This is a genomic window from Solicola gregarius, from assembly GCF_025790165.1.
GTDB lineage: Bacteria > Actinomycetota > Actinomycetes > Propionibacteriales > Nocardioidaceae > Solicola > Solicola gregarius.
The window spans coordinates 550,655-575,376 of sequence record NZ_CP094970.1 but is presented as its reverse complement, the minus strand read 5'-3'; the positions used below and the strand labels follow the sequence as shown (position 1 = coordinate 575,376).

The following is a 24,722-nucleotide window of genomic DNA, read 5'->3' as shown; positions in this document are numbered from 1 at the left end:
CTCACCGGCGGAAGCCCTCCGCCGTCTTCTCGTGCCCGTGACGGATGCCGCCGGGGAAAGGTGACCGATGTCGGATCAGCAGCGACTGGCCGACCGCTTCGAGCCGCATCGCGGGCACCTGCACGCGGTCGCGTACCGGATGCTCGGCGATGCGAGTGCGGCGGACGACGCCGTGCAGGAGACCTGGCTGCGTCTCGCCCGATCCGATGTTCGCGACGTAGAGAACCTCGCCGGTTGGTTGACGACGGTCGTGTCCCGGATCTGCCTCGACCTGCTTCGTGCGCGCAAGGGGAGGCGCGAGCAGCGGCTCGACTCGGTGTCGCCGGCCGACCCGGCGGCGCGTGATCCCGAGCAGGAGCCGGTGCTCGCCGACTCCGTCGGACTCGCCATGCTCATCGTGCTCGACCGGCTCGACCCGGCGGAGCGCGTCGCGTTCGTGCTGCACGACGTCTTCGCGGTGCCGTTCAGCGACATCGCGCCGATAGTCGACCGCACACCGGCGACCACGAAGAAGCTGGCGAGCCGAGCACGCGGTCGGGTCCGCGGTGTTCATCGCCCCGCCGACGAGGTGCTCGCGCAGCATCGCCAGGTCGTCGAGCGGTTCCTCGTGGCGGCGCGCAGCGGTGACCTGGGGTCACTGCTCGACGTGTTGGCGCCCGATGTCGTACGGCGCGCGGACCCCGCAGCATTGCCGCCGGGTGCAGCGGCGGTCGTACGCGGCGCTCGCGGGGTGGCGGAGAACACCGTCGTTTTTGCGCGGATGGCACGGTACGCAGTGCCCGCACTCGTCGACGGCGCGGTCGGTGCCATCGTCGTACGCTCCGGCCGGTTGGCGGTTGCGCTCCGGGTGACCGTCGACGGCGACCGGGTCAGCGAGTACGAGGTCGTCGCCGAGCCCGACCGGCTCGAGCGGCTAGACCTCGCTGTGCTCTAGCGGCCGCGTCGTTGTGGCGACGAGGGTCGCGAGCGCGGTGGTGATCGGTACGGCGGCGACGATGCCGAGACTGCCCGCGAGCCCGCGTACGACCTCTTGGGCCACGCCCTCGTAGAGGATCTGGTCGCGGGCCGACGCGTCGATCGCCGCCATCAGCATCAGGAGGGGGAGTGAGGCGCCGACGTACGCGAGCACGAGGGTGTTGACGGTCGCCGACACGTGCGCTCTGCCGATGCGCATCGCCGCGGCGAAGACCTCCGGGCGGGTTGCGCTCGGATCCGCCGAGGAGATCTCCCACACGGCCGCCGTCTGCGTCACGGTCACGTCGTCGAGTACGCCGAGCGCGCCGATGATCAGCCCGGCGAGCAGCAGCCCACTCACGTCGACGTCGCCGATGATGGCGACCAGGAACTTCATCGATTCGTCGCTGAAACCGGTGAAGTTGCCGATCTGGGTGAACACGGCGCCGATGCCTCCCGCGACCGCGAGCGAGGCGAGCGTACCGACGAGCGCGACCGAGGAGCGCACGTTGACGCCCTGTGAGGAGTACACCGCGACGATCATGATCAGCGCCGCGGCCGTGAGCGCGACCGCGAGCGGATTCTTGCCGTCGATCAGGGCGGGTACGACGAATGCCGTCACGGCGAGGAGCGAGACGCCGAGACTGACCAGGGACGCGACCCCCTTCCAACGCGAGAGCAGGATCACGGCCGTCACGAACAGCACGGTCAGCCAGATCAGCGGAGTGGTGCGGTCGAAGTCGAGGAACGAGCGCTGCGGCTCCGCCGACCCGGCCGCGGTCTCCGCACCGTCGCCGTTGACGAGGATCTTGTCACCGACCGAGAACGCCGGTGCGCCCGTTCCGACGGGCAGGCGTACGTCCGTGGCCTCGCCGTCGATCTCGGCGGTTGCCTGGAGGCAGTCCGCGCTGTCGGGGCACTTCTCGATCGCCGTGATCGTGGTGCTGACGCGCTCGCCGGCGTACCCCTCGGGCACCTTCTCGGCATCGCCGTGTGGCCAGAGCACGACCATGGCGACGGCGGCACACAGGCCGACGAGTACGACGATGCCGGTGAGCGTGTTGCGGATCAGCGGAGACGGTGTCGCACCGTCTCCGCTGAGTGACGACAGGTCGTGCGTGTGCCCGTGGTCGGCGTCACCACGGCGGCGCCGACCACCGGCATGGCTCACGAGCGGATCTTCTCCACCTTCTCCACCGCGCGATCGGCGGCCTCGACCGTGCGATCCTTCGCCCGGCGGATCAGCAGCTTCTTGTGCGGATCGGGGTCGAGCGTCGCCATCAGCAGACCGCCGAGGATGGAGACGTTCTTGAAGAAGTGCACCTGTTGGTTCTGCTTGACGGCGGGATCCTGCTCGTCCCAGAAGCGGTGCGCACCGAGCGTCGTCGGTACGAGCGTGCCCGCGAGCATGAACGCCGCGAGACGCGGGACCCGCCCGGTCGCCAGCAGGGCGCCTCCGACCACCTGGGCCGCGCCGTTCGCGCGTACGAGGGTGACGGCATCCGTCGGCACCGGCGTATCGGGCGCGAGCTTGTCGATCTGGTCGGCGAAGGGCTGCGCGGTCGGGGCCATCGCCTTCGCGTTCCTCAGCGAGTTGACCCCGCCGATCAGGAACATCGACGCCAGCATCGGTCGGGCAACGGTGCGGAGCATTGTCATGCCCCCATTCTTACCCGCTCGCGATCCGACGTGCACGCGGTGTCGATCACGGCGCGAGCCGGGCTACGACGAAGGAATCTGCCTTTGGACGCACCGTTCGACCCAAAGGCAGATTCCTTTCAACGCCGGCCGTTCGATGACCCAATCCGACCAGGTCAGCGCAGGCCGAAGCCGCCGAGCTGGTCGTCGCCGGGTGTCTCCGGTCCGTCACGGCGGCCGCGGTGCTCCGGGGCGCCCGCTGCGTCGTCGCCGGTGCCGGCCTCGAGACGGGCCCGCAGCTGGCGGTCGTGGGTGAACCTGAGCTCGGCAACCGGCGATCGGTTTCCGGCGCGGTCGATGGCGACGACCCGTAGCGTATGCGTCACCCGTCCCCAGTGACCGCCGTCCGTTGCGTGCGTGCCTAGCACCCAGTCGACGGCCTCGCCGTCGAGGGTGACCTCGTAGTGGTCGATGTCCGGCTCGGGGTTCGTGTTCCAGGAGAAATGCAGCACCGGTCCGGTCAGGTGCCAGGACAGCCCGGTCGGCGCGCTCGGGCTCCCGTCCCAATGGGCGGTCGCGTCGTTGGACGCCTCCGAAACGCTGCCGTTCCCGTCGACAGCCCGGACCCGGTACGTGTGTGGCCTGCCCTCCTCGGCGGTCCGGTCGACGTACGACGTCGCGCTCGTCCGGTCGATCGCCTCACCGCCACGCAGCACGATGTACTCGGTGATGTCGGAGTTGACGCGCTCCCAGTTGAGGGAGATTCCGCGCTCGACCGCCGTGGCCGTGAGCCCCTTCGGCGCATCCGGGGCGATGTCCGCCGAGTTGGTTTCAGACCTCGCCGACTCGTGTCCGGCCTTGTCGATCGCGATGACCGAGTACGTCGTCGCGCCGTCGGGTGCCGTGTCATCGACGTACCCCGGCGTCTTCAGCGTCGCGAGGGGGTTGCCGTTGCGATAGACGCGGTACGAGCCGACGTCGGGCTCCTTGTTCGCGGCCCAGTCGACCTTGACCTTGTGGCCTTCGGCCTTGGCCGTCAGCCCGGTCGGCGCCGCCGGTGCAGGGTCGTACGTTGCCGAGGTCGGTGCCGACCTGGGCGAGGTGTGGTCGGCGTTGTCGATGGCGACGACCGAGTACGTGTAGGTCTGTCCGTCGGTGACGTTGCCGTCGGCGAAGGTGGGGTCGGCGGTGCGGCCGATCGGGGTTCCGTTGCGGAACACCTCGTACGTCTTCAGGTCGGGTTCGCTGCCCGCATTCCAATGCAGCGCGATCTTTTCGCCCTGGACCTCGGCGGCCACTCCCGTCGGCGCCGCGGGCGCCGGGTCGTACGTCGCCGACGCCTGGGCCGAGGCAGCCGACGCCTGGTCGCCGTTGTCGATCGCGACGACGGAGTACGTGTAGGTCTGTCCGTCGACGATGTTGCCGTCGGCGAAGGTGGGGTCGGTGGTGCGGCCGATCGGGGTTCCGTTGCGGAAGACCTCGTACGTCTTCAGGTCGGGCTCGCCGTTGGCGGCCCAGTTCACGACGATCTCGCTGCCGCGTACCTCGGCCACGACACCCGTCGGGGCTGCCGGCACGGGGTCGTATGCGACCGAGACCTGCTCGGACAACTCCGACTCCTGGCCCGCGCGGTCGACCGCCCGCACGCTGTACGTGTAGGTCGAACCGTCGGTCGCAGACGCATCGGTGAACTCCGGCCCGGTCGAGGTCGCCAGCGGCTCACCGTCGCGCAGGATCTCGTACTCGACGAAGTCCGGTTCGGAGTTGCCTTGCCAGCGAAGCGCGACGCCGGACTCGCTCGCTTGCCCGCGTAGCTCGGTCGGGGCGCCGGGCACAGGGTCGTACGTCACGGTGATGGGCTCGGAGACCGCGGACTCCTCGCCGTCCTCGCCGATCGCGGTGATCGAGTAGGTGTAGTGGAAGCCGTCGACCGGCGTGCTGTCGACGTACGAGGTCGCCGCGATCGTGCCGCTGATCAGGCTCCCCGCGCGCGGTGACGCGGGCTGTACGTACGAGACACCGACCGCTCGGGAGCCGAACGACAGGGCGGCCCGCGCCTGCGTCGTCGATGACGCGGTGCGGTACACGCGGTATCCGGTGGCGTCCGACACCGGCGACCAGTTCAGGACCACGTCGTCTCCGGAGATATCACCGGAGACGTCCGTCGGTGTATCCGGCCCCGTGTTGTCCGTGCCGTCGTCGGGTGGCGTTTCGGTCTCGTCGTCGGGTGGCGGCTCCTCGGTCTGGTTGTCCGGCGGCGGGGGCTCGTTGTCGGTCTCGGGCGGCTGCTCGGTGTTGGTCGAGTCGTCGGGGGGCGAGTCGTTCGTATCGGGAACGGTGGTGGCGGAGTCCGGTGCCGGTTGGCTCGCCGCCGACTCGGCGCTGGTTTCGGGCTGGTCGCTGCCGCCGAGCCCGCCCGCCACCGCGGCGACGCCGACGACCGCAGCGACCGCCGCGGCGGCAGCGCCCGCCTGCGCGGCGGCGCCGGCCTCCTTGAGCTTCGCCCACGGGGCGAGCAGCAGCAGGCCGACCTTCGTACCGGTCGCGGCGAGGTATCCGGGTGCCGCGACGCCGAGCAGTGCCGGGGCGAGCAGCCCGGAGAGGTTCGAGTTGACCTCGGTGAGCTCGAGGTACACCGCGGTGCAGCGGTGGCAGCCGTTCAGATGCGACTCGACCTTCGCAGAGTCGCGCTTCGCCAGGCCCTTGCGTACGTAGGCGCCAAGGTGCTCGGTGGTCCACCGGCACGTGGCGTCGGCGGTATCGGTGAGATGGCTCTGCAGGTACGCCTGACGGAGACCCTCTCGCGCTCGGTAAGCGAGCGCGGCGACGCTGTTCGGGCTCATGCCGAGCAACGGGGCGATGTCGGCGGGCTTCTGGCCCTCCACCTCGAGGTGCCACAAGACGAGCTGCCAGCGTTCCGGCAGCGACGCGAACGCCCGCGATGCCGCTCCGCGCTCGAAGCTCGCGGTCGCCGGGTCGTCGAACTCGACGTCCTGGTCGAGCGCGTCGAGATCGTCGGTCACGTGCAGCCGCTTGTTGATCCGCGCGCGGTCGACGTGCAGCCGCCGGATCGCGGTGAGCAGGTACGCCCGGAACGCGACATCGGGCCCACCGCCGCGTTGGAGCTGGATGAGGACCTTGGTGAACGCCTCGGAGACGAGATCGTCGACGTCCGGGCCGTGGACGAGCTGGCGCGCCATCCGCCGCGCCGCCTCACTGTGCCGCTCGAACAGCACGCCGTAGGCAGCCTGATCACCCGCGCGAACGCGGGAGATCAGCTCCGCGTCGCTCGGCGCATCGGGCTGCGCGGCAAGTGTGCTCACAACCTTGAGACGGCCTTTCTGAACCATTATGACGGCGATATTCGGGCGCGTGTCAGCGTAACGGACGTCAGCTGGCCCGTGCGATCTGTCGTCGGACCCAGCGTAGTGAAAGAAATCGGAAAAAGTTCGCAAAGTCGCGTCATAGGTCCGGCGCAGCCCCGTTTCACCTCTGTCAGGGCAACGAGAACCCGAGGAGGTGACGACGTGGTGTGGTTCACAGGACCGGCGCGCCGGTCGCCGGTCGACGTACGCGAGGACCGCAAATGGGGCGTTGTACGTGCCGAGCTGCGACATCGTCGGGTCTCGAGGCAGCTGGGCGAGAACCTCCCGACCGGGTTCGACGCGCTCGTCGAACGCCTCGTACTCGGGGGCGAGCTGGACGGTGCCTGCGTTCGCATCGGCGAATCGGCCGCCGACGCCGGCATCCCCCTGGATGAGGTGCTGGACGGTCTCGAGCGGGTGTATCGCGTCGTTCGCGACAGCGAGCCACCGTTCGACGTCACGCGCGCCCTCACGATGGCATGGTCCGAGTCGTCCCTGCAGTACATCCACGCGATGTCGTGCGAGGACCCGCTGACCGGGCTGGCCAGCCTGCCGCACGTACGCAGCGGCTTGAACGAGGCGTTCCGCCAATGTGAGCGCACGGGTGTCGCCGTGACCGAGCAGTGGGCGCTCGTCGTTGTCGAGGTGCCGCGCGACCGGATGGCACTGCCGGCGTGGGGTGGTCTGGCGATGCTCGACGTCGCCGAAGCCCTGCGTACCGCCTTCGACGACCGCCTCACGATCGGGCGGGCCGGTACCCACCGGGTGATCGCCATCACCCAGCGAGACGCCGATCTGCCCATGGCCGTCTCGGCCACCCAAGAGCTCCTCGCCACTCAGGGGGCCGGCTCCGCGCCGGTCGGGTCGGCGAGGGTGTGGATCGAGGGACTTCCGTCGACGAGCTCCGCTGCGAGCCTGTTGCTCGACGAGCTCGCACGCTGAGGTCCCCTCCACAACAGAGCGACGATTCCGCCGGATCACGGGGCCGGCGGAATCGTCGCTCGCCATCTTCGCACGACGGGCGCCCGCGCAGACCCGCGCTTGTGGCAGTCTGTGTGCCGTGTGTGGAAGGTATGCGAACAGCCGTTCGTCGGCAGACCTTGCGGCCGAGTTCGACATCCAGCCCGAGTACGCGCCGAGCGAGGTGCTCGCCGACTACAACGTCGCACCCACCAAACAGGTGCCTGCGGTCGTAGAGCGCCGGCCCCGCGGCGAGTCCGATGCCGATCCGGTGCGCCAGCTGCGGATGCTGCGTTGGGGCCTCGTACCCAGCTGGGCGAAGGACCCCGCGATCGGCAACCGGATGATCAACGCCCGGATGGAGACCGTCGCGGAGAAGCCGTCGTTCCGGAAGGCGTTCGCCGTGCGTCGCGCGCTGTTGCCCGCGGACGGCTACTTCGAGTGGTACGAGACCGAGCAGCGCAACGCCAAGGGCAAGCCGATCAAGCAACCGTTCTTCATCACGCCGCGTGACGGCGGCGTACTCGCCATGGCCGGGTTGTACGAGATCTGGCGCGACCCGACCAAGAACGACGGCGACGACGAAGCGTTTCGCTGGACGTGCACCGTGTTGACCACCAAGGCGGAGGACGACGTCGGCCATATCCACGACCGGATGCCGTTGCTCGTCGAGCCGGATCGCTACCACGCGTGGCTCGATCCCGACCGCTCCGAGAAGGACGACCTGCTCGGCCTGCTCGTGCCCGCGGCGCCCGGCCGCCTGGAGGCGTACCCCGTGTCGACCGAGGTCAACAACGCCCGCAACAACGGGCCCCAGCTGCTGGATCCGATCGCTGCCGAGGGCGGCGATCGGTGATCACGATCGAGCGGCGCACCCTGGAGACGCCGCACGGCCCGGGCAGACTTGTGCAACGGCGGGCGCCGAGTCCGTTCGCGACGCTGATCATGACGCACGGCGCCGGTGCGGGCATCGAGACCGGCGACCTTCGACGCATCGCGATCAGCCTGCCGTCGTACGGCGTGAACACCGCGATGCTCGAGCTGCCGTGGGTCGGCCAGGGGCGGCGGATCGCCCCGAGTCGTACCGTGCTCGACGAGTCGTTCGTCGCCATGGTCAACCGGCTTCGTCCCCAGACACCGACCTTCGTCGGGGGCCGCAGTACGGGCGCTCGGTTGGCATGCCGCCATGCCCGACGGCTCGGTGGTGTCGGCGCGGTCGCCGTGTCGTTCCCGCTGCACCCGAAGGGCAGACCCGAACGCAGCCGGATCGACGAGCTCGACGGCGCCCGGGTGCCCGTACTCGTGGTTCAGGGGGAGCGTGACGAGCTCGGCGCGCCCGAGGAGTTCCCGCCGCAGCTGACGCTGGCGAGGGTCCCGTACGCCGACCACTCGATGGTCGTGCCCAAGCGGGCGCCGGTCGACCAGGACGCCACATATCGGCTCGTCGCGACGACGATTCTGCAGTGGATCGCCGCCCGGCTGAAGCACGACCTCCCGGGAACATCCTCCGACGGTTCCTTGTTGAACTAGGTGATGCCCGCGTAGGCGCCAGCGTGGGTGACGTACGACACCGATCTGGAGGATACGTGGAGACACGCGTGACCGAACGCCCGCCCGAGATTCCGGCCGCCGCTCGTACGCTGACGATCTCCCGCACTGTGGGACAAGACGGCGGTGGTCAGGGTCGCGGAGTACGCTGGAACGCAATGAGCGAACCCAATGATGCGACCGTCGACTCGGCCGAGGAGACCCCGCAGGAGCGAGCCGCGCGGTTCGAACGTGACGCCATCCAGTACATCGATCAGCTGTACTCGGCGGGCCTGCGCATGACGCGCAGCCCACAGGACGCCGAGGACCTCGTGCAGGAGACGTACGCGAAGGCGTACAGCGCCTTCCACCAGTTCAAGCAGGGCACCAACCTGAAGGCTTGGCTGTACCGGATCCTCACGAACACCTACATCAACTCGTACCGCAAGAAGCAGCGCCAGCCCCAGCAGCAGATGACCGAAGAGGTCGAGGACTGGCAGCTCGCCGCGGCCGAGTCGCACACCTCGTCCGGCTTGAAGTCGGCCGAGATGGAAGCACTCGAGGGTCTGCCGGACACTCAGGTCAAGGAGGCGCTGCAGGCGCTCCCCGAAGACTTCCGGTACGCCGTCTACCTCGCCGACGTCGAGGGATTCCCGTACAAGGAGATTGCCGAGATCATGGGTACGCCGATCGGTACCGTCATGTCGCGGCTGCACCGGGGGCGACGGCAGCTGCGAGACATGCTCGAGGACTACGCCCGCGACCGTGGCGTGACGAAGGCAGGTGCCGCGTCATGAGCTGTGGCGACGAGAACGACAGCGAGTGCCGCGAAGCGCTGGAGAGCCTCTACGTCGCGATCGACAACGAGCTCGCGAACGCCGACATCGCGACCATCGAGCGGCACCTTGCCGAGTGCGCACCATGCCTGAGCGAGTACGACGTCGAGCGCATCATCAAGAAGATCGTCGCCCGTTCCTGCCATGAGCACGCCCCCGAGCCGCTGAAGGCACGGGTGCTGACCACGATCCGCACGGTGAGCGTTTCGGTCACCACCCGCGACGCGGGCGAGCCCGGCCTCGGCTGATCGAGCCGCCGCGTAGGCGGTAACCGCCCGGGATTCGTGCGCAGGCATGCCGGTGCCCCGCCGCGGTGGTGCTGTCGTGGCGGGGAGCCTAAGCGACGCGCTGTTTTCGGCGGGTTTGCGGCGACTTCGTTACCCGACCGGGCAACTTCGTGGTCGTTCCGCCGGTGACGAGGTAGGACCGTCCGGCGGGTGATTGCCAGAGCCAGATGCCGGGTGCGGGTGATTGCACGGTCCATGCGGTGAAGGTTTTCGCGCGGTGGTGATACCGACACAATCGGTGGCCGTTTCTGGAGTCGGTTTCGCCGCCGTCTGCGTGGTTGATGATGTGGTCGTAGTCGCCGACCCTGGCTGGACGTGTGCAGTGCGGGAAGGTGCAGGTGCTGGCGTTCATCAGCGCGAGCTGTTCCTTGAGCCGCGGTGGTGCGACGTATCCGGTGGCCGAGATGGTGGTCTCGAGGTCAATGACGGGTTTGATCGTCACGTTCGAGTGGCCGAGGATCTCGTGTGCTTCGGATCGGGTGATGGCGCCGACGTCGTCGAGGGACCAGGTGCCCCAGGTCCGGTCGAAATGCACATATAGGGTCGTTGCCCGCATCCCGCGGCCGCGCCGTGGGCGGGTGAACGCGTCGGGCCGCTCGCCGTCGCCGGGCGGCTTTGGCTTCGGCTCGGTCTCACCGGCGGCGCTGGCCTGGTCGGTCTGGTCGGGTTGGTTGTCGGGCTGGGTGTCGGTCTGGGTGTCGTCGCCGGCGCCGGCGCTGCGGGCCTTGTGGACTTGGCGGTAGAGGTCGTCGAGGCTGTCGGGTTCGTCGAGCATCCCGAGCGCGACGGAGCGGAGGATGTCGTAGGAGCGGTTGTCGCCGAGGAACCGCAGCGATTCGACGATCTGGTCGAGGCGTTGGTCCAGCCGTTTGCCGTCGTCGAGGGTCAGGGTGCCGGAGATGCGGGCGACACCGTCCTCGGGCCAGATCGACACACTCCGACGGTTCCGGCCCTCGTTGCGCCGGGTTTCGGGGTCGTCGGGATCCTCGACGATGCGGATCTGGTCCAGGATCTGGTTCACCCGCCCCATGCCGACCCGCGCGATCAACGGCGTCCCGTCCACATTCGCCGCCGACAGGCGACGGTCGGCATCGGCTGCCTGGGCGATCGTGAATCGTCGGGTCTTGCGGGCAACTTTGCGGATCCGCCACGCATCCACCGACCCGTCGTGCAGGCACGCGAACAGTTGCGGGAGGCGATACGTGAGATCCAATGCGTCGGCGATCAGGTCCCGCCCACCGGACGCGGACAGCCCGAGTGCAGGGCCGACCTCACACGCCGCGTACTCCGACACCGATGGGGTGCCGGACCCGCCGTAACGGGTCCACTCATTCACACCACCCGCCCGCGCAAGGGGCTCCGCGGCGACCTGGCCCAGGTATGCGGTGAGCGCGTCGTACTGCGCGGCCTCGGTTTGCGCCAGGTGCCGCCGCGCGTCCAGCGCGACGTCGAGCCCGTCCTTGGACTCGGCGTCGTCGGTGAGTGTGGCCGCCCTCATAGTGCATATTCTGCCAGGCGCCACTGACAGAACAGGGTGCTCAGGGCCCTTATCCACAAGGGATTGCGAGAAAGTTCGAGAAATTCTGCGGGCGGATGCGAATGGGCGGTGCCCGGTGCGAAGAGAATCTGCGTTTGGGTACGGACAGCGACACAAACGCAGATTCCTTCATCGGCAACGGGGCCGAGCCGGCACCGAAGCGCACGGAAACGATGAAAGCGGAACCGAAATGGTCGGGAAAGCCGACCGGCGACCCGAGCCCACCGGACACGGACCTCGTCGCCGCCCATCGGTCTGCACCCCCGCGAACGGACAGCGGTGAAGGCCGAAGCCCAGCGCACGGAGACACCGAAGACCGGCGAGCTGTCTGCTTCTCCGTCATGCTTCGGCCGGTGGCTTCCGTCGCGTACCCGTGCACGCCGGTGGCCTGATCTGAGATGATCTCGCCATGCAACCAGGGCTCGCCGCATCGCGTACGTTCCTCGTCAGCGACGACGACACGGCGAAGGCTCTCGGCAGCGGCTCGTTACGTGTCCTGGGCACCCCGCGGCTGATCGCTTGGGCCGAGAGCGTCACGTGTGCGGCGGTGGAGAGGGCGCTACCGAAGGGTGCGACGAGTGTGGGTGCGCGGGTCTCGCTCGAGCACCTGGCACCGACGATCGTCGGCGAGGAGGTCCACGTCCGCGCCCAGCTCACCTCGGTCGACGGGCGCGCGCTCGGCTTCGACATCGAGGCGGTGGATGCGGCACACCGGCCGGTCGCGCGTGGCCGGGTGGATCGTGCGGTCGTCGACGGTGACCGGTTCATGCGCAAGGCCGAGCAAGACCACCGGTGACCTCGGATCGCGCCGGATGAGACCATTGGCTGCGACCCCACGAGGAGGATCCCATGAGCAAGCGAGGACGCAAGCGCCGTGACCGGCGTAAGAAGGGCGCGAACCACGGCAAGCGCCCCAACGCCTGAGTAGGGCGGCGAGCCCCGTACCGGAGACGGTCGGGGCTCTTTTCATGTCCCCGGCCGGCTCACAGCTTCAGCCGGAATCCCCAGAGCAGTACGCCGGGTATGGGTTCCCAGTCGAGCTCGGGCGCGCGCTGGAAGCCGAACGAGCCGTAGAGCGTGTGCGCGGCCTTCATCACCACCAGCGAGCACAGCACGATCTCGTTCAGGCCGTCCGCGCGGGCGCGTTCGAGGCACCACTCGACCAACGCTCGCGCGATGCCCTGGCGTCGCGCGGCGGGGAGCACGGACAGCATCCGGAACTCTCCCTGGTCCGGGCGTACGGCCAGTTCGCGCCACGGTGAGTCGACCGGGCACCACGTGACGGTGCCGAGGACCATGTCGGACTCGTCGACGGCGACGACGAGCTCGGCCTCGCCGGCGCGCTTGGCCGCGTCCAGGAGCTGCGGCGCGTAGTGGTCCTCGGTGCCGTCCGGCCCGTTGACGAATCCGTCGGCCTCGTATCCGGCGACCGTCACCTGACCGGCCTGCTCGTACTCCGCGGGCTTCGCGAGGCGTAGCTCGATCATCAAACTCCAGTCGTGTTGCGGGGGTACGCGATCTTCGGGTCGGTCATCACGTTCACGAGGTACGGCACACCGGAGGCGAAGGCACGGTCGAGTGCCGGTCCGATCTCGGCCGGATCGGTGACCGCCTCGCCACCGGCGCCGAGCGCGGTCGCCACCTGGTCGTACCGCGTGTTCGGTGCCAGGTCGGCGGCGACGTCGTAGCCGTACAGGAACTGCATCGGATGCTTCTCCAGTCCCCAGCCGGAGTTGTTTCCGACGACCATCACGACCGGTAGGTCATGGCGTACGAGGGTATCGATGTCGATCAGCGACATGCCTGCGGCGCCATCGCCGAACAGGACGACGACCTGGCTCGACGGGCGGGCGATCCGGGCGGCCATCGCGGCGCCGAGCCCTGCGCCGAGGCAGCCGTACGGTCCGGGGTCGAGCCAGCCGCCGGGCAGTCGGGGCTCGACGTACTTGCCTGCGAACGACACGAAGTCGCCGCCGTCGCCGATCACGACCGCGTCGTCGTCAAGACGTGGGACCAGCTCGCCGTAGACCCGTGCCGGATGGATCGGGTCGGCCGGCGAGGCGAGCGCCTCGGCGTCGCGCTCGACCGCGGCGGAGACGGCCGCCCGCAGGTCGGTGGTCCACGCGGTCCAGTCGGGCCGGGCGCCGCCGGCCGAGATCGTCGCGTTGACGACCCCGTCGATGCACGCGCTCAGGTCACCGGCCGCCGAGCCGGCGAGCTCGACATGGGCCGCGACCTGCCCGGGGGAGTCGGCGATGTGGACGACCTGGGCAGCAGGTGCACCGTCCTTGCCGCCGAAGGCGCCGTATCCGAGTCGGAAGTCGAGTGGCGCGCCGATGACGATCGCGAGGTCACACTGCCCGAGCGCGACCCTGCGCGCCTTCGTGACGAGCAGGTCGTGCCCGCCGGGTACGACGCCGCGACCCATGCCGTTGGCGATGACGGGCACGCCGAGCTCGTCGACGAGGCGGCGGGCGGCGACCTCGGCGCGGTCGGCCCAGACATCCGTGCCGAGGACGACGATCGGTCGCGACGCCTTGGCGAGCAGCGCCCCGATCGCCTGCAGGCTTGCGGTGTCGGGGTCGAGCCGCGAGTACGCCGGTACGGGCGGCGTCTCGACGGTCGTCCGGCTGAACAGCTGGTCCATCGGCACATCGACGAATGTCGGCCCACGGTGCGACGAGCCGGCGAGCGTGAAGGCGTTGTCGACCGCAGGCGCGATCTCATCGACGGTCGTTGCCGTCGTCGCCGATTTTGCGATGGTCGAGAAGATCGGCGGGTGGTCCAGCTCCTGCAGGCTCCCCGTGCCCCAGCGACCCGACGGCGCGCGACCTCCGACGACGACGAGGGGCGATCCAGCGAACTGTGCCTGTGCGACGGCGCTCACGCCGTTGGTGACCCCGGGACCCGCGGTCAATACGGCGAGACCAGGGTGGCGGGTCAGCTTGCCGGTCGCCTCCGCAGCGAAGACGGCGGACGGTTCATGTCGTACGTCTACGAGGCGCATCGGCGGATCGGCCCGCACGGCGCCGTCGTACATCGGGAAGACGTGCGCACCGGACAGCGTGAACATGGTCTCGCAGCGATGCGCCCGTGCCACGTCGACGGCATGGTCGCCGCCGTGGCCCTCGTGCCCTTCGGCGGCTTCTGGAGTCGCGACCTCGTCAGTCATGGGCGCAACGCTACTGGCGTGTTGCTTCGGCGCGTCAAGACCCCTGTGCCCGTCGTCAGGTGGAGGGAAGCTCCTCGGTGACATCGACATCGCCCGCGTCCGCATGGTAGTCCGACGGCTTCGTCTGGTCCGTGCCGCGCGCGACGTTCGCGGATCGCAGCAGCAGGGTCATGATGACCGAGACCGCGAGGTTGAGCACCAGCGCCGTGACCGCGATGTAGACCGCCTTGTCGCTGAGGTGCCACCCGAAGATCTCGAGCGGCGCGACCGGGCTGCCGAAGTGACTGCCGGGATCGCCGACACTCGGCTGCTGGTACGCGACGACGGTGCCCCAGACGAAGCCCACCGCCCAGCCCGCAAGAAGCGCGTGCCGGTGGAACCACCGGGTGTAGAGCCCGAGCACGATCGCCGGCAGCGTCTGCAGGATCCAGATGCCGCCGAGGAGCTGCAGGTTGATCGCGAAGTCGCTCGGCAGCGCAAGCACGAACACGAGCGCGCCGAGCTTGACGAAGAGGCTCATCAGCTTGCTCTGTCGAGCCTCGTCGGCATCGGTCGCGTCCGGCCTGATGAACGCCTTGTAGATGTTGCGCGTCCACAGGTTCGCCGCGGCGATCGACATGATCGCGGCGGGTACGAGCGCACCGATCGCGATGGCGGCGAACGCCACGCCGGCGAACCACGGCGAGAACTCCTGCTCGAACAGCTGCGGGATCGCCAGCTGCGCGTTCTCCACCTGCACCCCCGCAGCGACGGCGGCGAACCCGAGGAGCGCCAGCAGGCCGAGCAGGAACGAGTACGCGGGCAGCAGCGACGCGTTTCGCCGGATGACGTTGCGCTTGCCCGTTGACAGCACGGCGGTCACCGAGTGCGGGTACATGAACAGCGCGAGCGCAGAGCCGAGCGACAGTGACGCGTACGCCCAGGTCGTCATGTCATTGGGCATCATGCCCTTGCCACTGGCCTCGCCCGCGGCGATCGCGTCGGCGTTCTCCTTGTTGAACGTGTCGAAGGAGTTCTGCACCGAGTCGAAGATGCCGTCCCAGCCGCCGAGCTGCGTCGGCAGGTAGATGACGGCCACGATGATGACGAGGTAGATCAGGGCGTCCTTGACGAACGCGATCAGCGCCGGTGCGCGTAGTCCGGAGGAGTACGTGTACGCCGCCAGGATCGCGAACGCGATGAACAGCGGGAGGTCCTTCTGGAACCAGTTCGCGTCGCCGCCGCCGATGCCCATGACGTCGAGCACGGCCTGGATGCCGACCAGCTGCAGTGCGATGTACGGCATCGTGGCGAGGATGCCGGTGAAGGCGACCGCGAGCATCAGCGGCCGCGAGTCGTAGCGGCCGCGTACGAAGTCGGCCGGCGTCACGTAGCGGTGTCGGTGCGAGACCGACCACAAGCGGGGCAGGAAGATGAAGATGATCGGGTACAGCACGATCGTGTACGGCACCGCGAAGAAGCCCACCAGGCTGCCGGCGTAGAGCGTTGCCGGCACGGCGATGAACGTGTACGCGGTGTAGATGTCGCCGCCGATCAGGAACCACGCGACGAACGTCCCGAACTTGCGGCCGCCGAGACCCCATTCGTCGAGGCTGTCGAGGGTTGTCGCACGACGCCACCTGGCCGCGAGGAAGCCCATCACGGTGACGACGATGAAGAAGAACAGGAAGACGGTGAGGGCGATGCCATCGACGTCCGACATCAGATCTCCCCCTTCTGCTTCTCATACGCCCGCCGCGCTTGCTCGTACCGCAGCGTGAACCGGTACGCGATCGAGGTCAGCACGACCGTGATGATGACCAGCAGGAACTGGTACCAGTAGAAGAACGGGATGCCCCACAGCTGCGGGTCGACCCTCGTGTACGTGCTGACGAGCAACGGAAGAATGATGCCGATCGCCAGACAGACACCCGCTATCAGCAGGGGTCCGCGTCGTGGCGCCGCGGGAGGTCGATCAGCCATGGCGGCTCCGTCCGGAGTGAGCGAGATCACGGTCCGGGAGGGAGCGTACGCCTTCCCGAGCCGGGTGTGAACAACCACGGACTCTCGGCGCGGATCTGGTCGAGGATCGCCAGCAGCAGGTCGGCACGGTTCGTCGGCGGATCCTTGAACAGCTCCGCATCGTCGCGCAGGTCGGGGAGCCCTTGGACGCCGAGGGCGAGCTGAACGTACAACCCGCGAAGGAAGTTCGAGGTGTTCTGGGCCTCGATGGTCGGCCACTCGCTCGGTGACTCACCGCGACGACGCGCGGGTCGTACCCCGGCACCCAGGCGGGCGATCCAGGGCTCGAGGATGTTCAGCGGCACCTTGCCGCGCTGCAGGATGACGATCACGGTGTACGCGAGGCGGTCGACCTCGCCGTGGCGCCACACGTACTTCGTCGGTGCGAGGAGGCGGTCGGCAATGACGTCGAGCATCACCGTGAGCTCCATCTGCGCAAGGTGCCTCGAGCGTGCGAGCGCGCCGAACAGGTCGGCGCCGTGCGCGATCGCGTGGGCCCATCCGCGGCCGTGGACCCAGCCGCGAAGGTCCTGCTCGCGTACGAGCCACGAGGTGGCCTCGTCGCCCCAACGCATGATCGGTCTCGACGACAGCAGCAGTGCGTTGTTGTCGCGGTTGATGATCTCCCCGAGCACCAGCGCGCTGAACGAACGGCGCAGCACGCTCTCGTCACCGTCGCCGCCGAGGCCGTTGCGAAGCCCGCGGGCGATGCCGTCGCCGAGCCCGACCAGCAGGTCGTCGTACTCGCCGTCGCGGATCCAGCTCGCGAGCAGCGGGTATGCGGTGTCGTCGCGCCATCGTGGGTTCGGGTGTCCGAGCATGGCGACGAGCTCGGTGGTCAGCTCGTCCAGAGGGCGGTCTCGAGGTACGTGCATGCCCGAGTTCATGACGGCTTGCCAGTACGATTCGGACACGGCCCATATCGTCGCACGCCACCCGTGTGACGGACCAGACAGGTGGTGACGGGTGCCCTCCCTGGACGATCTTGCGCGGCATCAGACCACCCTCGACGACAGCGATCTGTACTGGCTGCACAGGCTCATCTCCGACTGGCAGATCCTCGCCGACCTCTCCTTCGCCGATCTCGTCCTCTGGCTTCCCGATGCGGAGGGCAAGGGGTTCTGGGCCGGGGCACAGATGCGGCCGACGACCGCTCCGACGTCGTTCCCCGACGACCTCGTCGGTGCGTTCGTGCCCAAGGGTCGGCGGGCGATCCTGGACCAGGCCTGGGACGAGGAGCGGATCGTGCGCGAGGGCGATCCCGAGTGGCATGACGAGGTGCCGGTGCGCGTCGAGGCGCTCCCCGTCCGACGGGGCAAGCGGGTGCTCGGCGTCATCGCGCGCAACACGAACCTACTGGGCGTACGCACCCCGAGCCGCCTCGAGCTGTCCTACCTCGACACCGCCGCCGAGCTGACGAAGATGATCGCGGCAGGGCGGTTCCCGACGCCAGGCGAGGTCTCGGAGACCGCCGACTCACCACGGGTCGGCGACGGGTTCCTGCGTACCGACGCGGACGGCTCCGTGACGTACGCGAGCCCGAACGCGATCTCGGCATACCGGCGCCTCGGGCTCACCGGCGATCTGCTCGACGTGGAGCTCGCCGAGATCACCGCCGAGCTGGTCGACCTCGGTCGCGCGCCGACGGATGCGGCGGTGGTGACCGCGTTCCGGGGGCAGGTGCCGCAGGAGGTCGAGCTGGAGAGCGACGCGGCGTTCCTGATGGCGCGTACGATCCCGCTGATCTCCGACGAGGGGCCCTCCGGCGCGCTCATCCTGCTGCGCGACGTCACCGAGCTGCGCAGACGCGAGCGTGAGCTGATGAGCAAGGAGGCGACGATCCGGGAGATCCATCACCGCGTGAAGAACAACCTGCAGACCGTCGCTGCCCTGCTGCGGCTCCAGGCTCGCCGCATCAACGTGCCCGAGGGCCGGCAGGCGCTGGAAGAGGCCGAACGTCGCGTCGGTTCGATCGCGATCGTGCACGAGACCCTGAGCCAGAGCTTCGACGAGGCCGTCGACTTCGACGACATCGCCGACCGCCTCGGGTCGATGGTCGCCGACGTCGCGTCGGCGGCGCGGCCCGTACGTACGACGCGCAGCGGCTCCTTCGGCGTGCTGCCGGGTGAGGTGGCGACACCGCTCGCCATGGTGATCACCGAGCTGATGCAGAATGCCGCCGAGCATGCCTTCGACGAGCCGAACGGGACGATCGCGATGCACGTCAACCGAGGCGCTTCGCGTCTCGTCGTCGAGATCGCCGACGACGGTCGTGGCCTTCCGGAGAACTTCGACGCCGCAACGCTGTCCAGCCTCGGCATCTCGATCGTGTCGGCGTTGGTGGAGACGGAGCTGGGTGGGGAGCTGTCGTTCGCGTCCGACCCCGGTTCGGGGACGGTCGTCACCGTGGAGATTCCGTCGCCCTAGCGTCGATGTGGGCGTACGCGGACATGCGTAAGCCCCGCGGGCCTACGGCGACCGCGGGGCTTTGCCGACTCCGTGCTAAGCGGTGCGAATGCGGGCGCGTGCGTTGCGGCGCTTGAGCGCGCGGCGCTCGTCTTCCGACATTCCGCCCCACACGCCGTGATCCTGACCGGACTCGAGCGCCCAGGCAAGACACTGCTCGCGCACCTCGCAGCGACGGCACACCACTTTGGCCTCCTCGATCTGCATGATCGCGGGGCCGGTGTTGCCGATCGGGAAGAACAGCTCCGGGTCTTCGTCGAGACACGCGGAGCGGTTACGCCAATCCACGAGGGCGTCTCCTCTTCATTCGTCAGGGCCCGACGTTCCCGGGCACTGAAAGGGTCAGTGATCTGTTCACGAACGCTTGGGGGTACCCTGAATGTGATACACGCAGTTGGGCACCTGTGAATCCCGTTTCCAGGGCGCCCCGAGTAAGCGCGCCTTGGACGCATTAACACCAATCGTGTCAACAATTGCCGAAAGACACAAGGGTGTTGGCCCTGTTCGGTCGATCACATGTGCCGCGTACGCTGCGTGAGTGGCCGATGATCGCGGGGCGAAAGTGACGCAGAGTGACCCCGGCGGGGGCAAGGATGCCGCCGGCCCGTACCTGCTCGTCGCCTGCCTCGTCGTCGGCCTGCAGGCCGTTGCCCTGTTCGCGTTCGCGGTGCTCGAACTCCTGTCTGCAAAGGCGGATCGGCTCGGGCTCGCAATCAGCACGGGAGTGTTCTTCATCGCGATCGGCGCCGGGCTCGCGGTCTGCGCGATCGCGCTGCGGCGACGTGCGTCATGGGCCCGAGGGCCCATCGTGCTCGCGCAGCTGATCACGCTCGGGCTCGCCTGGAACTTCCGCACCCTCTCCCCGCCAATCGCTGCCATCGTGCTGCTCGTCGTCGCTCTCATCGCGTTGGTCGCACTACTGGCCCCGGCGACGACGGAGGCGCTGACGACCGACGACCGGCGTGGCGACTGAGCCGTCCGCCGCTCAGGCGGTGTCTTGCAGGCCCACCCGCAACTGGTCGAGCGTGCGTGCGAGCAGTCGCGACACGTGCATCTGCGACAGGCCGATCTCGTGCGCGATCTGTGACTGCGTCATCTGATGGAAGAACCGCAGCGACAGAATGCGCCGGTCTCGCGGTTCGAGCGCGGCCAGCAGGGGTTTGAGCGACTCCCGGTACTCAACCTGCTCGAGCTCCTTGTCCTCGGTGCCGATCGCGTCGGCCATGCTCGGGCCGTCCTCGCCACGAGACTCAGGTGCGTCAAGCGACAACGTCGAGTACGCGTTCGCCGACTCGAGGCCTTCGAGGACTTCCTCCTCGGCGACCTCGAGCTGTTCGGCGAGCTCCCCGACGGTGGGTGAGCGTCCGAGTAGCTGGGTGAGGTCTGCCGTCGCGCTCGCCAGCGAGAGCCGCATCTCCTGTAGCCGGCGGGGGACCCGGATCGACCAACCCTTGTCGCGGAAGTGTCGCTTTATCTCGCCGACGACGGTGGGCGTCGCGTACGTCGAGAACTCGACCCCGCGTGTGCACTCGAAGCGGTCGATCGACTTGATCAGGCCGATGACCCCGACCTGGACCAGGTCGTCGTGTGGTTCGCCGCGGTTGCGGAAGCGGCGGGCGAGATGCTCTACAAGGGGGAGGTGCAACGAGACGAGCTGGGCACGTACGCGATCCCGCTCGGCGCCGTCGCCGAGGGCGATGAGTCGGTCGAATGCTCGCCGGGTAAGGCGTTTGACCTCGTCGGGCGAGAGGTCCGTGTGCTCCCCGGCGGTCGGCTCGTCGAGAGTCTGTGATCGGACGTCAACGGTCATCGTCAACCCGCCTTCGCCTTCGAGCCGGCGCGCGTCATCGTCACGACGAGCTCGTCGGGCTCTCGTACGTGTGCGTCGACCGATGTCGTCAACGAGGTCAGCACCATCCAGGCGAACCCGGAGCGTGGAGGCGGCCGCCGGTCGATCACGTGGGCGCTCGCCTCGATCGTCAGGGCACCGTCGTCCACGAAGAATCGGCAGTGCAGATCGGTGCCCGGGATCGCTCGGCTGATCAGGACCGAGCACGCCTCGTCGATGGCGATGCGGAGATCCTCGATGTCATCGATAATGAAGTCTGCGGTGGCCGCCAAGGCGGCGGCGGTAGTGCGTAGGACGGTCAGAAACTCACCCGCGGCAGGTAGCGTGACCTCGGCAGCGGGGCGCTCAGGCATCGTCTCGTACGGCACGGTGCTCCCTCCCTCGTGCGCGATCGGCGCCTTGATTTGAACTCTATGGTTTGATGGGTCCGCTGTGGACGATTCGGCTGCCTGATGTAACTGTTAACGGCGCTGCCTGGCCGCTGTGACACAATGACTCTGGGCAACCCCCGCGATGTCTCCACTCGAGGCCCGATCGGCAGCACTCGAGGCCCACTCATCCATCTAGTTCCAGGGGTGCTGACTCATGGTTGCCGATCACTCCGGCTCCCAGCCCGTCGACTATTCCGACGACCCGGCTTTCGCGCTGCATCGCGGCGGCAAGATGGCGATCGCGCGCACCGTTCCGCTCGACGACGCCGATGACCTTTCGCTCGCGTACACCCCCGGCGTCGCCCGGGTATGCGAGGCGATCGCCGAGAACCCCGACGCGTCGAACGACTACACCTGGGTACCGAACACGGTCGCGGTGGTCACCGACGGGAGCGCGGTGCTCGGTCTCGGCAACATCGGCCCGTCGGCCGCGATGCCCGTGATGGAGGGCAAGGCGGTGCTGTTCAAGCAGTTCGCCGGCGTGGACGCGATCCCGATCTGCCTTGATACACAGGATCCTGACGAGATCGTCGACACGGTCGTACGGCTCGCACCGAGTTTTGGCGGAATCAACCTCGAGGACATCTCGGCGCCGCGTTGCTTCGAGATCGAGGCCCGCGTACAGGAACGACTCGACATCCCGGTCTTCCACGACGACCAGCACGGCACGGCGGTAGTCACACTGGCGGCGCTGCTCAACGCGCTGCGGCTGACCGGCCGGTCAGCCGCCGAGACGCGGGTCGTGATCTCCGGCGCGGGCGCCGCGGGCGTCGCGGTCACCAGGATCCTGATGAGCGCCGGCATCCGGCGGATCTCTGTGGTCGACCGCCAGGGCGTGATCAGCACCAGCCGATCCGATCTGACGCCGGTCAAGCTCCGACTCGCCCAGGACACCAGCGAGTGGGCACGCGCCGGTGAGCTCGTCGACGCACTACGCGATGCCGACGTGTTCATCGGCGTCTCGGGCGGCACTGTCCCGGAAGAGGCCGTCGAGCAGATGGCCGACGACGCCATCGTGTTCGCGCTCGCGAACCCCCACCCCGAGGTCCATCCCGATATCGCCCGCCGTCACGCGCGCGTCGCTGCGACCGGACGCTCCGACTACCCGAACCAGATCAACAACGTGTTGGCGTTCCCCGGCATCTTCCGTGGTGCGCTCGACGTACGCGCTCCGCGGATCTCGGAGGACATGAAGGTCGCGGCGGCCGAGGCGCTAGCCGGCCTGGTCGGTGACCGTCTTGCCGAGGACTACGTGATTCCGGGTGCGTTCGACGAGCGGGTCGCGCCGTCGGTCGCGGCGGCGGTCACCGCCGCCGCCCGCAGGGGCGGTCTGGCCCGAGCCTGATCTGAACCACGCGTCGTACCTGGACGTAGTACGGGGTATGAGACCGATACTGGTCAGTGCGTCCGCCGCCGTGGTGGCGCTCTTGGTCCTGTCGGCGTGCGGAAGCGATGACGAGTCGTCGTCGGGTGGCGACGACGTCGGTGCTGGGCTGACGACGGCTACGGTCGGCGATGTCGGATCGGTGCTGGTCGATGCCGACGGTCACCCGGTCTACACCAACGAGGTCGAGAATCGCGACACGATCAAGTGTGTCCAGACCTGTGTGGACTTCTGGCCGCCGGTCAAGGCCAACGGCGATGTGCCCGACTCGGTCGACGGCGTCGACGGCAGGTTCGCGACGATCATGCGTCCCGACGGCGGTAAGCAGGTCACGCTCGATGGTCAGGCCCTGTACACGTTCGCGGACGACGAGGGCACCGACGCCGTCAAGGGCGACGGATTCGAGGACGACTTCCATGGAAGCCACTTCGTCTGGCACGTCGTCACGGCCTCGGGCTCCGCGAGCTCGGGCGACTCCGATGACGGCGGCGGATACGGCGGCTACTGAGCGCGCTCCGCGGCACGGGGCCGGCGCGACCGCGTGGGGCGGGTATGCCTTAGTGTGCGGGCATGTTCGCCGCGTACGTGAATTCCTTCAGCTCCGAATCGCCGGTCGACGGGCTCGTGCTGGGAGAGCGTCCCGACCCGGTCGCTCCCGACGGCTGGACGATTGTGACAGTCAAGGCCGCGGCCCTGAACCACCATGATCTCTGGTCGCTGCGAGGCGTCGGGCTGCGTGAGGAATCGCTCCCCATGATCCTGGGATGCGACGCTGCCGGTCACGACGAGGACGGTAACGAGGTCATCGTGCACGCGGTGATCAGCGACCCGGCATGGACGGGCGACGAGACGATGGATCCCAAGCGTTCGCTGCTGTCCGAGGTGTACGACGGCACGCTCGCCGACAAGATCGCGATCCCGGCGCGCAACGTCGTGCCGAAGCCGCGCGGGCTGTCGTTCGAGGAGGCAGCATGCCTGCCGACCGCGTGGCTCACGGCGTACCGGATGCTCTTCACGCAAGCAGACCTGAACCCGGGCGACACGGTGCTGATCCAGGGCGCCGGTGGTGGCGTGGCGACCGCCGCGATCAGCCTCGCGCGCGAGGCGGGTATGCGGGTGTACGCGACGAGCCGCGACGAGTCGAAACGCGCCAAGGCGCTGGAGATCGGGGCGCACGACGTGTTCGAGCCCGGAGCTCGGTTGCCGCGCCGCGTCGATGCGGTGATGGAGACGGTGGGCGCCGCGACGTGGTCGCACTCGATCAAGTCGCTGCGACCCGGCGGCACGGTCGTGATGTGCGGTGCGACGTCGGGCTTCACCCCCGAGCGTGGCGAGCTGAACCGCATCTTCGCGCTGCAGCTGCGCGTACACGGCTCGACGATGGGCACGAAGGGCGAGCTGGCAGCGCTCGCGGACTTCATGGACGTCTCCGGCCTGCGCCCGCTGATCGACCGCGTGCTGCCGATGGAGCAGGCCGATCAGGGGCTGCGCGCGATGGACGAAGGCCGCGTCTTCGGCAAGATCGTCGTCACCCGCTGAACTCAGCGGTGCTTGAAGTCGGGCTTGCGCTTCTCCACGAACGCCGCCATGCCCTCGGCCTTGTCCTCGGTCGCGAACGTGCCGTAGAACAGCCGGCGCTCGAAGCGCACGCCCTCGGTGAGTGTCGACTCGTACGCCCGGTTGACGGCCTCCTTAGCCGCCTTGGCCGCCACCTGCGACATCGAGGCGATCTTCGCGGCGACCTTCGACGCATCGTCGAGCAGGTCGTCGGCGGGTACGACGCGCGCGACCAGGCCGGAGCGCTCCGCCTCGTCGGCGTCCATCATCCGCCCGGTGAGACAGAGGTCCATCGCCTTGGCCTTGCCGACGGCGCGGGTGAGGCGCTGTGACCCGCCCATGCCGGGGATGACGCCGAGCGTGATCTCGGGCTGGCCGAACTTCGCGGAGTCGGCGGCGACGATCAGGTCGCACATCATCGCCAACTCGCAGCCGCCGCCGAGCGCGTACCCCGCCACCGCCGCCACGATCGGCGTCCCGATGTCGCCGACCCGGTCCCACTGGCCGAACAGCTCGCCCGCGTACGCGTCGACGTACGTCAAGGGCTGCATCGCCTTGATGTCGGCGCCCGCCGCGAACGCCTTGGCGGAGCCGGTGAGCACGATGCACCCGATCGCCTCGTCGGCGTCGAATGACCGCGCTGCGTCGACGACCTCGTGCATGACGTCGAAGTTCAAGGCGTTGAGCGCTTCCGGGCGATTCAGGGTGATCCAGCCGACGGGCCCCTTGGCCTCGACCAGGATCGTCTCGTAGCTCAT

The 24,722-nt window shown here is 68.6% G+C and carries 26 protein-coding genes; 13 read left to right on the top strand and 13 right to left on the bottom strand.

Going from position 1 to position 24,722, the window contains the following annotated elements; genetic code table 11:
* Positions 1-67: 67 nt before the first annotated feature.
* Complete coding sequence (locus L0C25_RS02935; RefSeq protein WP_271634886.1) at positions 68-934, top strand: sigma-70 family RNA polymerase sigma factor; 867 nt, start codon at positions 68-70, stop codon at positions 932-934.
* On the opposite strand, the gene L0C25_RS02930 is transcribed toward L0C25_RS02935, so the two are convergent.
* The 3 genes from L0C25_RS02930 to L0C25_RS02920 form a co-directional block, all read right to left on the bottom strand.
* On the bottom strand, positions 914-2,125 hold the full coding sequence (locus tag L0C25_RS02930; RefSeq protein WP_271634885.1) for a YibE/F family protein: 1,212 nt from the start codon (positions 2,123-2,125) through the stop codon (positions 914-916). The two genes, L0C25_RS02935 and L0C25_RS02930, sit on opposite strands and share 21 nt — an antisense overlap.
* Positions 2,122-2,613, bottom strand: a complete 492-nt coding sequence (locus tag L0C25_RS02925; RefSeq protein ID WP_271634884.1) for a DoxX family protein — start codon at positions 2,611-2,613, stop codon at positions 2,122-2,124. The genes L0C25_RS02930 and L0C25_RS02925 overlap by 4 nt, the downstream gene beginning before the upstream one ends.
* Before the next feature lie 155 nt (positions 2,614-2,768).
* Complete coding sequence (locus tag L0C25_RS02920) at positions 2,769-5,915, bottom strand: sigma-70 family RNA polymerase sigma factor (RefSeq protein WP_271634883.1); 3,147 nt, start codon at positions 5,913-5,915, stop codon at positions 2,769-2,771.
* A gap of 204 nt (positions 5,916-6,119) precedes the next feature.
* On the opposite strand from L0C25_RS02920, the gene L0C25_RS02915 reads away from it, so the two are divergent.
* From L0C25_RS02915 to rsrA, 5 genes are all read left to right on the top strand, one after another.
* Complete coding sequence (locus L0C25_RS02915) at positions 6,120-6,899, top strand: hypothetical protein (RefSeq protein WP_271634882.1); 780 nt, start codon at positions 6,120-6,122, stop codon at positions 6,897-6,899.
* Positions 6,900-7,017: 118 nt separating this feature from the next.
* Positions 7,018-7,773, top strand: a complete 756-nt coding sequence (locus tag L0C25_RS02910; RefSeq protein WP_271634881.1) for an SOS response-associated peptidase — start codon at positions 7,018-7,020, stop codon at positions 7,771-7,773.
* Complete coding sequence (locus L0C25_RS02905; protein ID WP_271634880.1) at positions 7,770-8,447, top strand: alpha/beta hydrolase family protein; 678 nt, start codon at positions 7,770-7,772, stop codon at positions 8,445-8,447. The genes L0C25_RS02910 and L0C25_RS02905 overlap by 4 nt, the downstream gene beginning before the upstream one ends.
* Positions 8,448-8,623: 176 nt before the next feature.
* Entirely contained in the window at positions 8,624-9,241 is a 618-nt protein-coding gene (locus L0C25_RS02900) for a sigma-70 family RNA polymerase sigma factor (RefSeq protein WP_271634879.1), read from the top strand.
* Positions 9,238-9,528 (top strand): mycothiol system anti-sigma-R factor, encoded by a 291-nt coding sequence (gene rsrA, locus L0C25_RS02895; protein WP_271634878.1) that lies wholly within the window; start codon positions 9,238-9,240, stop codon positions 9,526-9,528. The genes L0C25_RS02900 and rsrA overlap by 4 nt, the downstream gene beginning before the upstream one ends.
* An 88-nt stretch (positions 9,529-9,616) precedes the next feature.
* Here the strand turns inward: rsrA and L0C25_RS02890 are convergent, their stop codons facing one another.
* Positions 9,617-11,089 (bottom strand): HNH endonuclease signature motif containing protein, encoded by a 1,473-nt coding sequence (locus L0C25_RS02890; RefSeq protein ID WP_271634877.1) that lies wholly within the window; start codon positions 11,087-11,089, stop codon positions 9,617-9,619.
* Between the two features lie 424 nt (positions 11,090-11,513).
* Here L0C25_RS02890 and L0C25_RS02885 point away from each other — a divergent pair, with 424 nt between their 5' ends.
* Together L0C25_RS02885 and L0C25_RS24100 are read left to right on the top strand one after the other, a co-directional pair.
* Entirely contained in the window at positions 11,514-11,900 is a 387-nt protein-coding gene (locus tag L0C25_RS02885; RefSeq protein ID WP_271634876.1) for a thioesterase family protein, read from the top strand.
* 53 nt (positions 11,901-11,953) lie between these two features.
* Positions 11,954-12,028, top strand: coding sequence for a 50S ribosomal protein bL37 (locus L0C25_RS24100; protein ID WP_145493031.1), 75 nt, complete (start codon positions 11,954-11,956; stop codon positions 12,026-12,028).
* A 59-nt stretch (positions 12,029-12,087) separates the two neighbouring features.
* On the opposite strand, the gene L0C25_RS02880 is transcribed toward L0C25_RS24100, so the two are convergent.
* Genes L0C25_RS02880 through L0C25_RS02860 form a run of 5 tightly spaced genes read right to left on the bottom strand, consistent with a single transcriptional unit; the run spans position 12,088 to position 17,191 of the window.
* Positions 12,088-12,591, bottom strand: a complete 504-nt coding sequence (locus L0C25_RS02880; protein WP_271634875.1) for a GNAT family N-acetyltransferase — start codon at positions 12,589-12,591, stop codon at positions 12,088-12,090.
* On the bottom strand, positions 12,591-14,276 hold the full coding sequence (locus tag L0C25_RS02875; protein WP_271634874.1) for an acetolactate synthase: 1,686 nt from the start codon (positions 14,274-14,276) through the stop codon (positions 12,591-12,593). The genes L0C25_RS02880 and L0C25_RS02875 overlap by 1 nt, the downstream gene beginning before the upstream one ends.
* A 55-nt stretch (positions 14,277-14,331) precedes the next feature.
* Positions 14,332-15,978, bottom strand: coding sequence for a monocarboxylate uptake permease MctP (gene mctP, locus L0C25_RS02870; RefSeq protein WP_271634873.1), 1,647 nt, complete (start codon positions 15,976-15,978; stop codon positions 14,332-14,334).
* On the bottom strand, positions 15,978-16,238 hold the full coding sequence (locus L0C25_RS02865; RefSeq protein ID WP_271634872.1) for a DUF3311 domain-containing protein: 261 nt from the start codon (positions 16,236-16,238) through the stop codon (positions 15,978-15,980). The genes mctP and L0C25_RS02865 overlap by 1 nt, the downstream gene beginning before the upstream one ends.
* Before the next feature lie 26 nt (positions 16,239-16,264).
* Positions 16,265-17,191 (bottom strand): DUF2785 domain-containing protein, encoded by a 927-nt coding sequence (locus tag L0C25_RS02860; protein ID WP_271634871.1) that lies wholly within the window; start codon positions 17,189-17,191, stop codon positions 16,265-16,267.
* 52 nt (positions 17,192-17,243) lie between these two features.
* Between L0C25_RS02860 and L0C25_RS02855 the strand changes: the two genes are divergently transcribed.
* Positions 17,244-18,704: a sensor histidine kinase gene (locus L0C25_RS02855; protein WP_271634870.1), complete on the top strand. Its 1,461-nt coding sequence runs from the start codon at positions 17,244-17,246 to the stop codon at positions 18,702-18,704.
* Between the two features lie 75 nt (positions 18,705-18,779).
* Here the strand turns inward: L0C25_RS02855 and L0C25_RS02850 are convergent, their stop codons facing one another.
* The gene (locus L0C25_RS02850) at positions 18,780-19,031 is read right to left on the bottom strand and encodes a WhiB family transcriptional regulator (protein ID WP_271634869.1); all 252 of its coding nucleotides are present in this window, start codon (positions 19,029-19,031) and stop codon (positions 18,780-18,782) included.
* A gap of 250 nt (positions 19,032-19,281) precedes the next feature.
* Here L0C25_RS02850 and L0C25_RS02845 point away from each other — a divergent pair, with 250 nt between their 5' ends.
* Entirely contained in the window at positions 19,282-19,716 is a 435-nt protein-coding gene (locus tag L0C25_RS02845) for a hypothetical protein (RefSeq protein WP_271634868.1), read from the top strand.
* Between the two features lie 12 nt (positions 19,717-19,728).
* On the opposite strand, the gene L0C25_RS02840 is transcribed toward L0C25_RS02845, so the two are convergent.
* Both L0C25_RS02840 and L0C25_RS02835 read right to left on the bottom strand, forming a co-directional pair.
* Positions 19,729-20,553, bottom strand: coding sequence for an RNA polymerase sigma factor SigF (locus tag L0C25_RS02840; RefSeq protein ID WP_271634867.1), 825 nt, complete (start codon positions 20,551-20,553; stop codon positions 19,729-19,731).
* A gap of 2 nt (positions 20,554-20,555) precedes the next feature.
* A complete protein-coding gene (locus L0C25_RS02835) occupies positions 20,556-20,960 on the bottom strand; it encodes an ATP-binding protein (RefSeq protein WP_271634866.1) in 405 nt (134 codons plus the stop codon).
* 217 nt (positions 20,961-21,177) lie between these two features.
* Between L0C25_RS02835 and L0C25_RS02830 the strand changes: the two genes are divergently transcribed.
* From L0C25_RS02830 to L0C25_RS02820, 3 genes are all read left to right on the top strand, one after another.
* Positions 21,178-22,368: an NAD(P)-dependent malic enzyme gene (locus L0C25_RS02830; RefSeq protein ID WP_271634865.1), complete on the top strand. Its 1,191-nt coding sequence runs from the start codon at positions 21,178-21,180 to the stop codon at positions 22,366-22,368.
* A 37-nt stretch (positions 22,369-22,405) separates the two neighbouring features.
* Positions 22,406-22,915: a COG4315 family predicted lipoprotein gene (locus L0C25_RS02825; protein ID WP_271634864.1), complete on the top strand. Its 510-nt coding sequence runs from the start codon at positions 22,406-22,408 to the stop codon at positions 22,913-22,915.
* A gap of 62 nt (positions 22,916-22,977) precedes the next feature.
* Positions 22,978-23,946, top strand: a complete 969-nt coding sequence (locus L0C25_RS02820; protein WP_271634863.1) for a zinc-binding dehydrogenase — start codon at positions 22,978-22,980, stop codon at positions 23,944-23,946.
* Between the two features lie 2 nt (positions 23,947-23,948).
* Here L0C25_RS02820 and L0C25_RS02815 read toward each other — a convergent pair whose 3' ends face one another.
* On the bottom strand, positions 23,949-24,722 hold the full coding sequence (locus L0C25_RS02815; RefSeq protein WP_271634862.1) for an enoyl-CoA hydratase: 774 nt from the start codon (positions 24,720-24,722) through the stop codon (positions 23,949-23,951).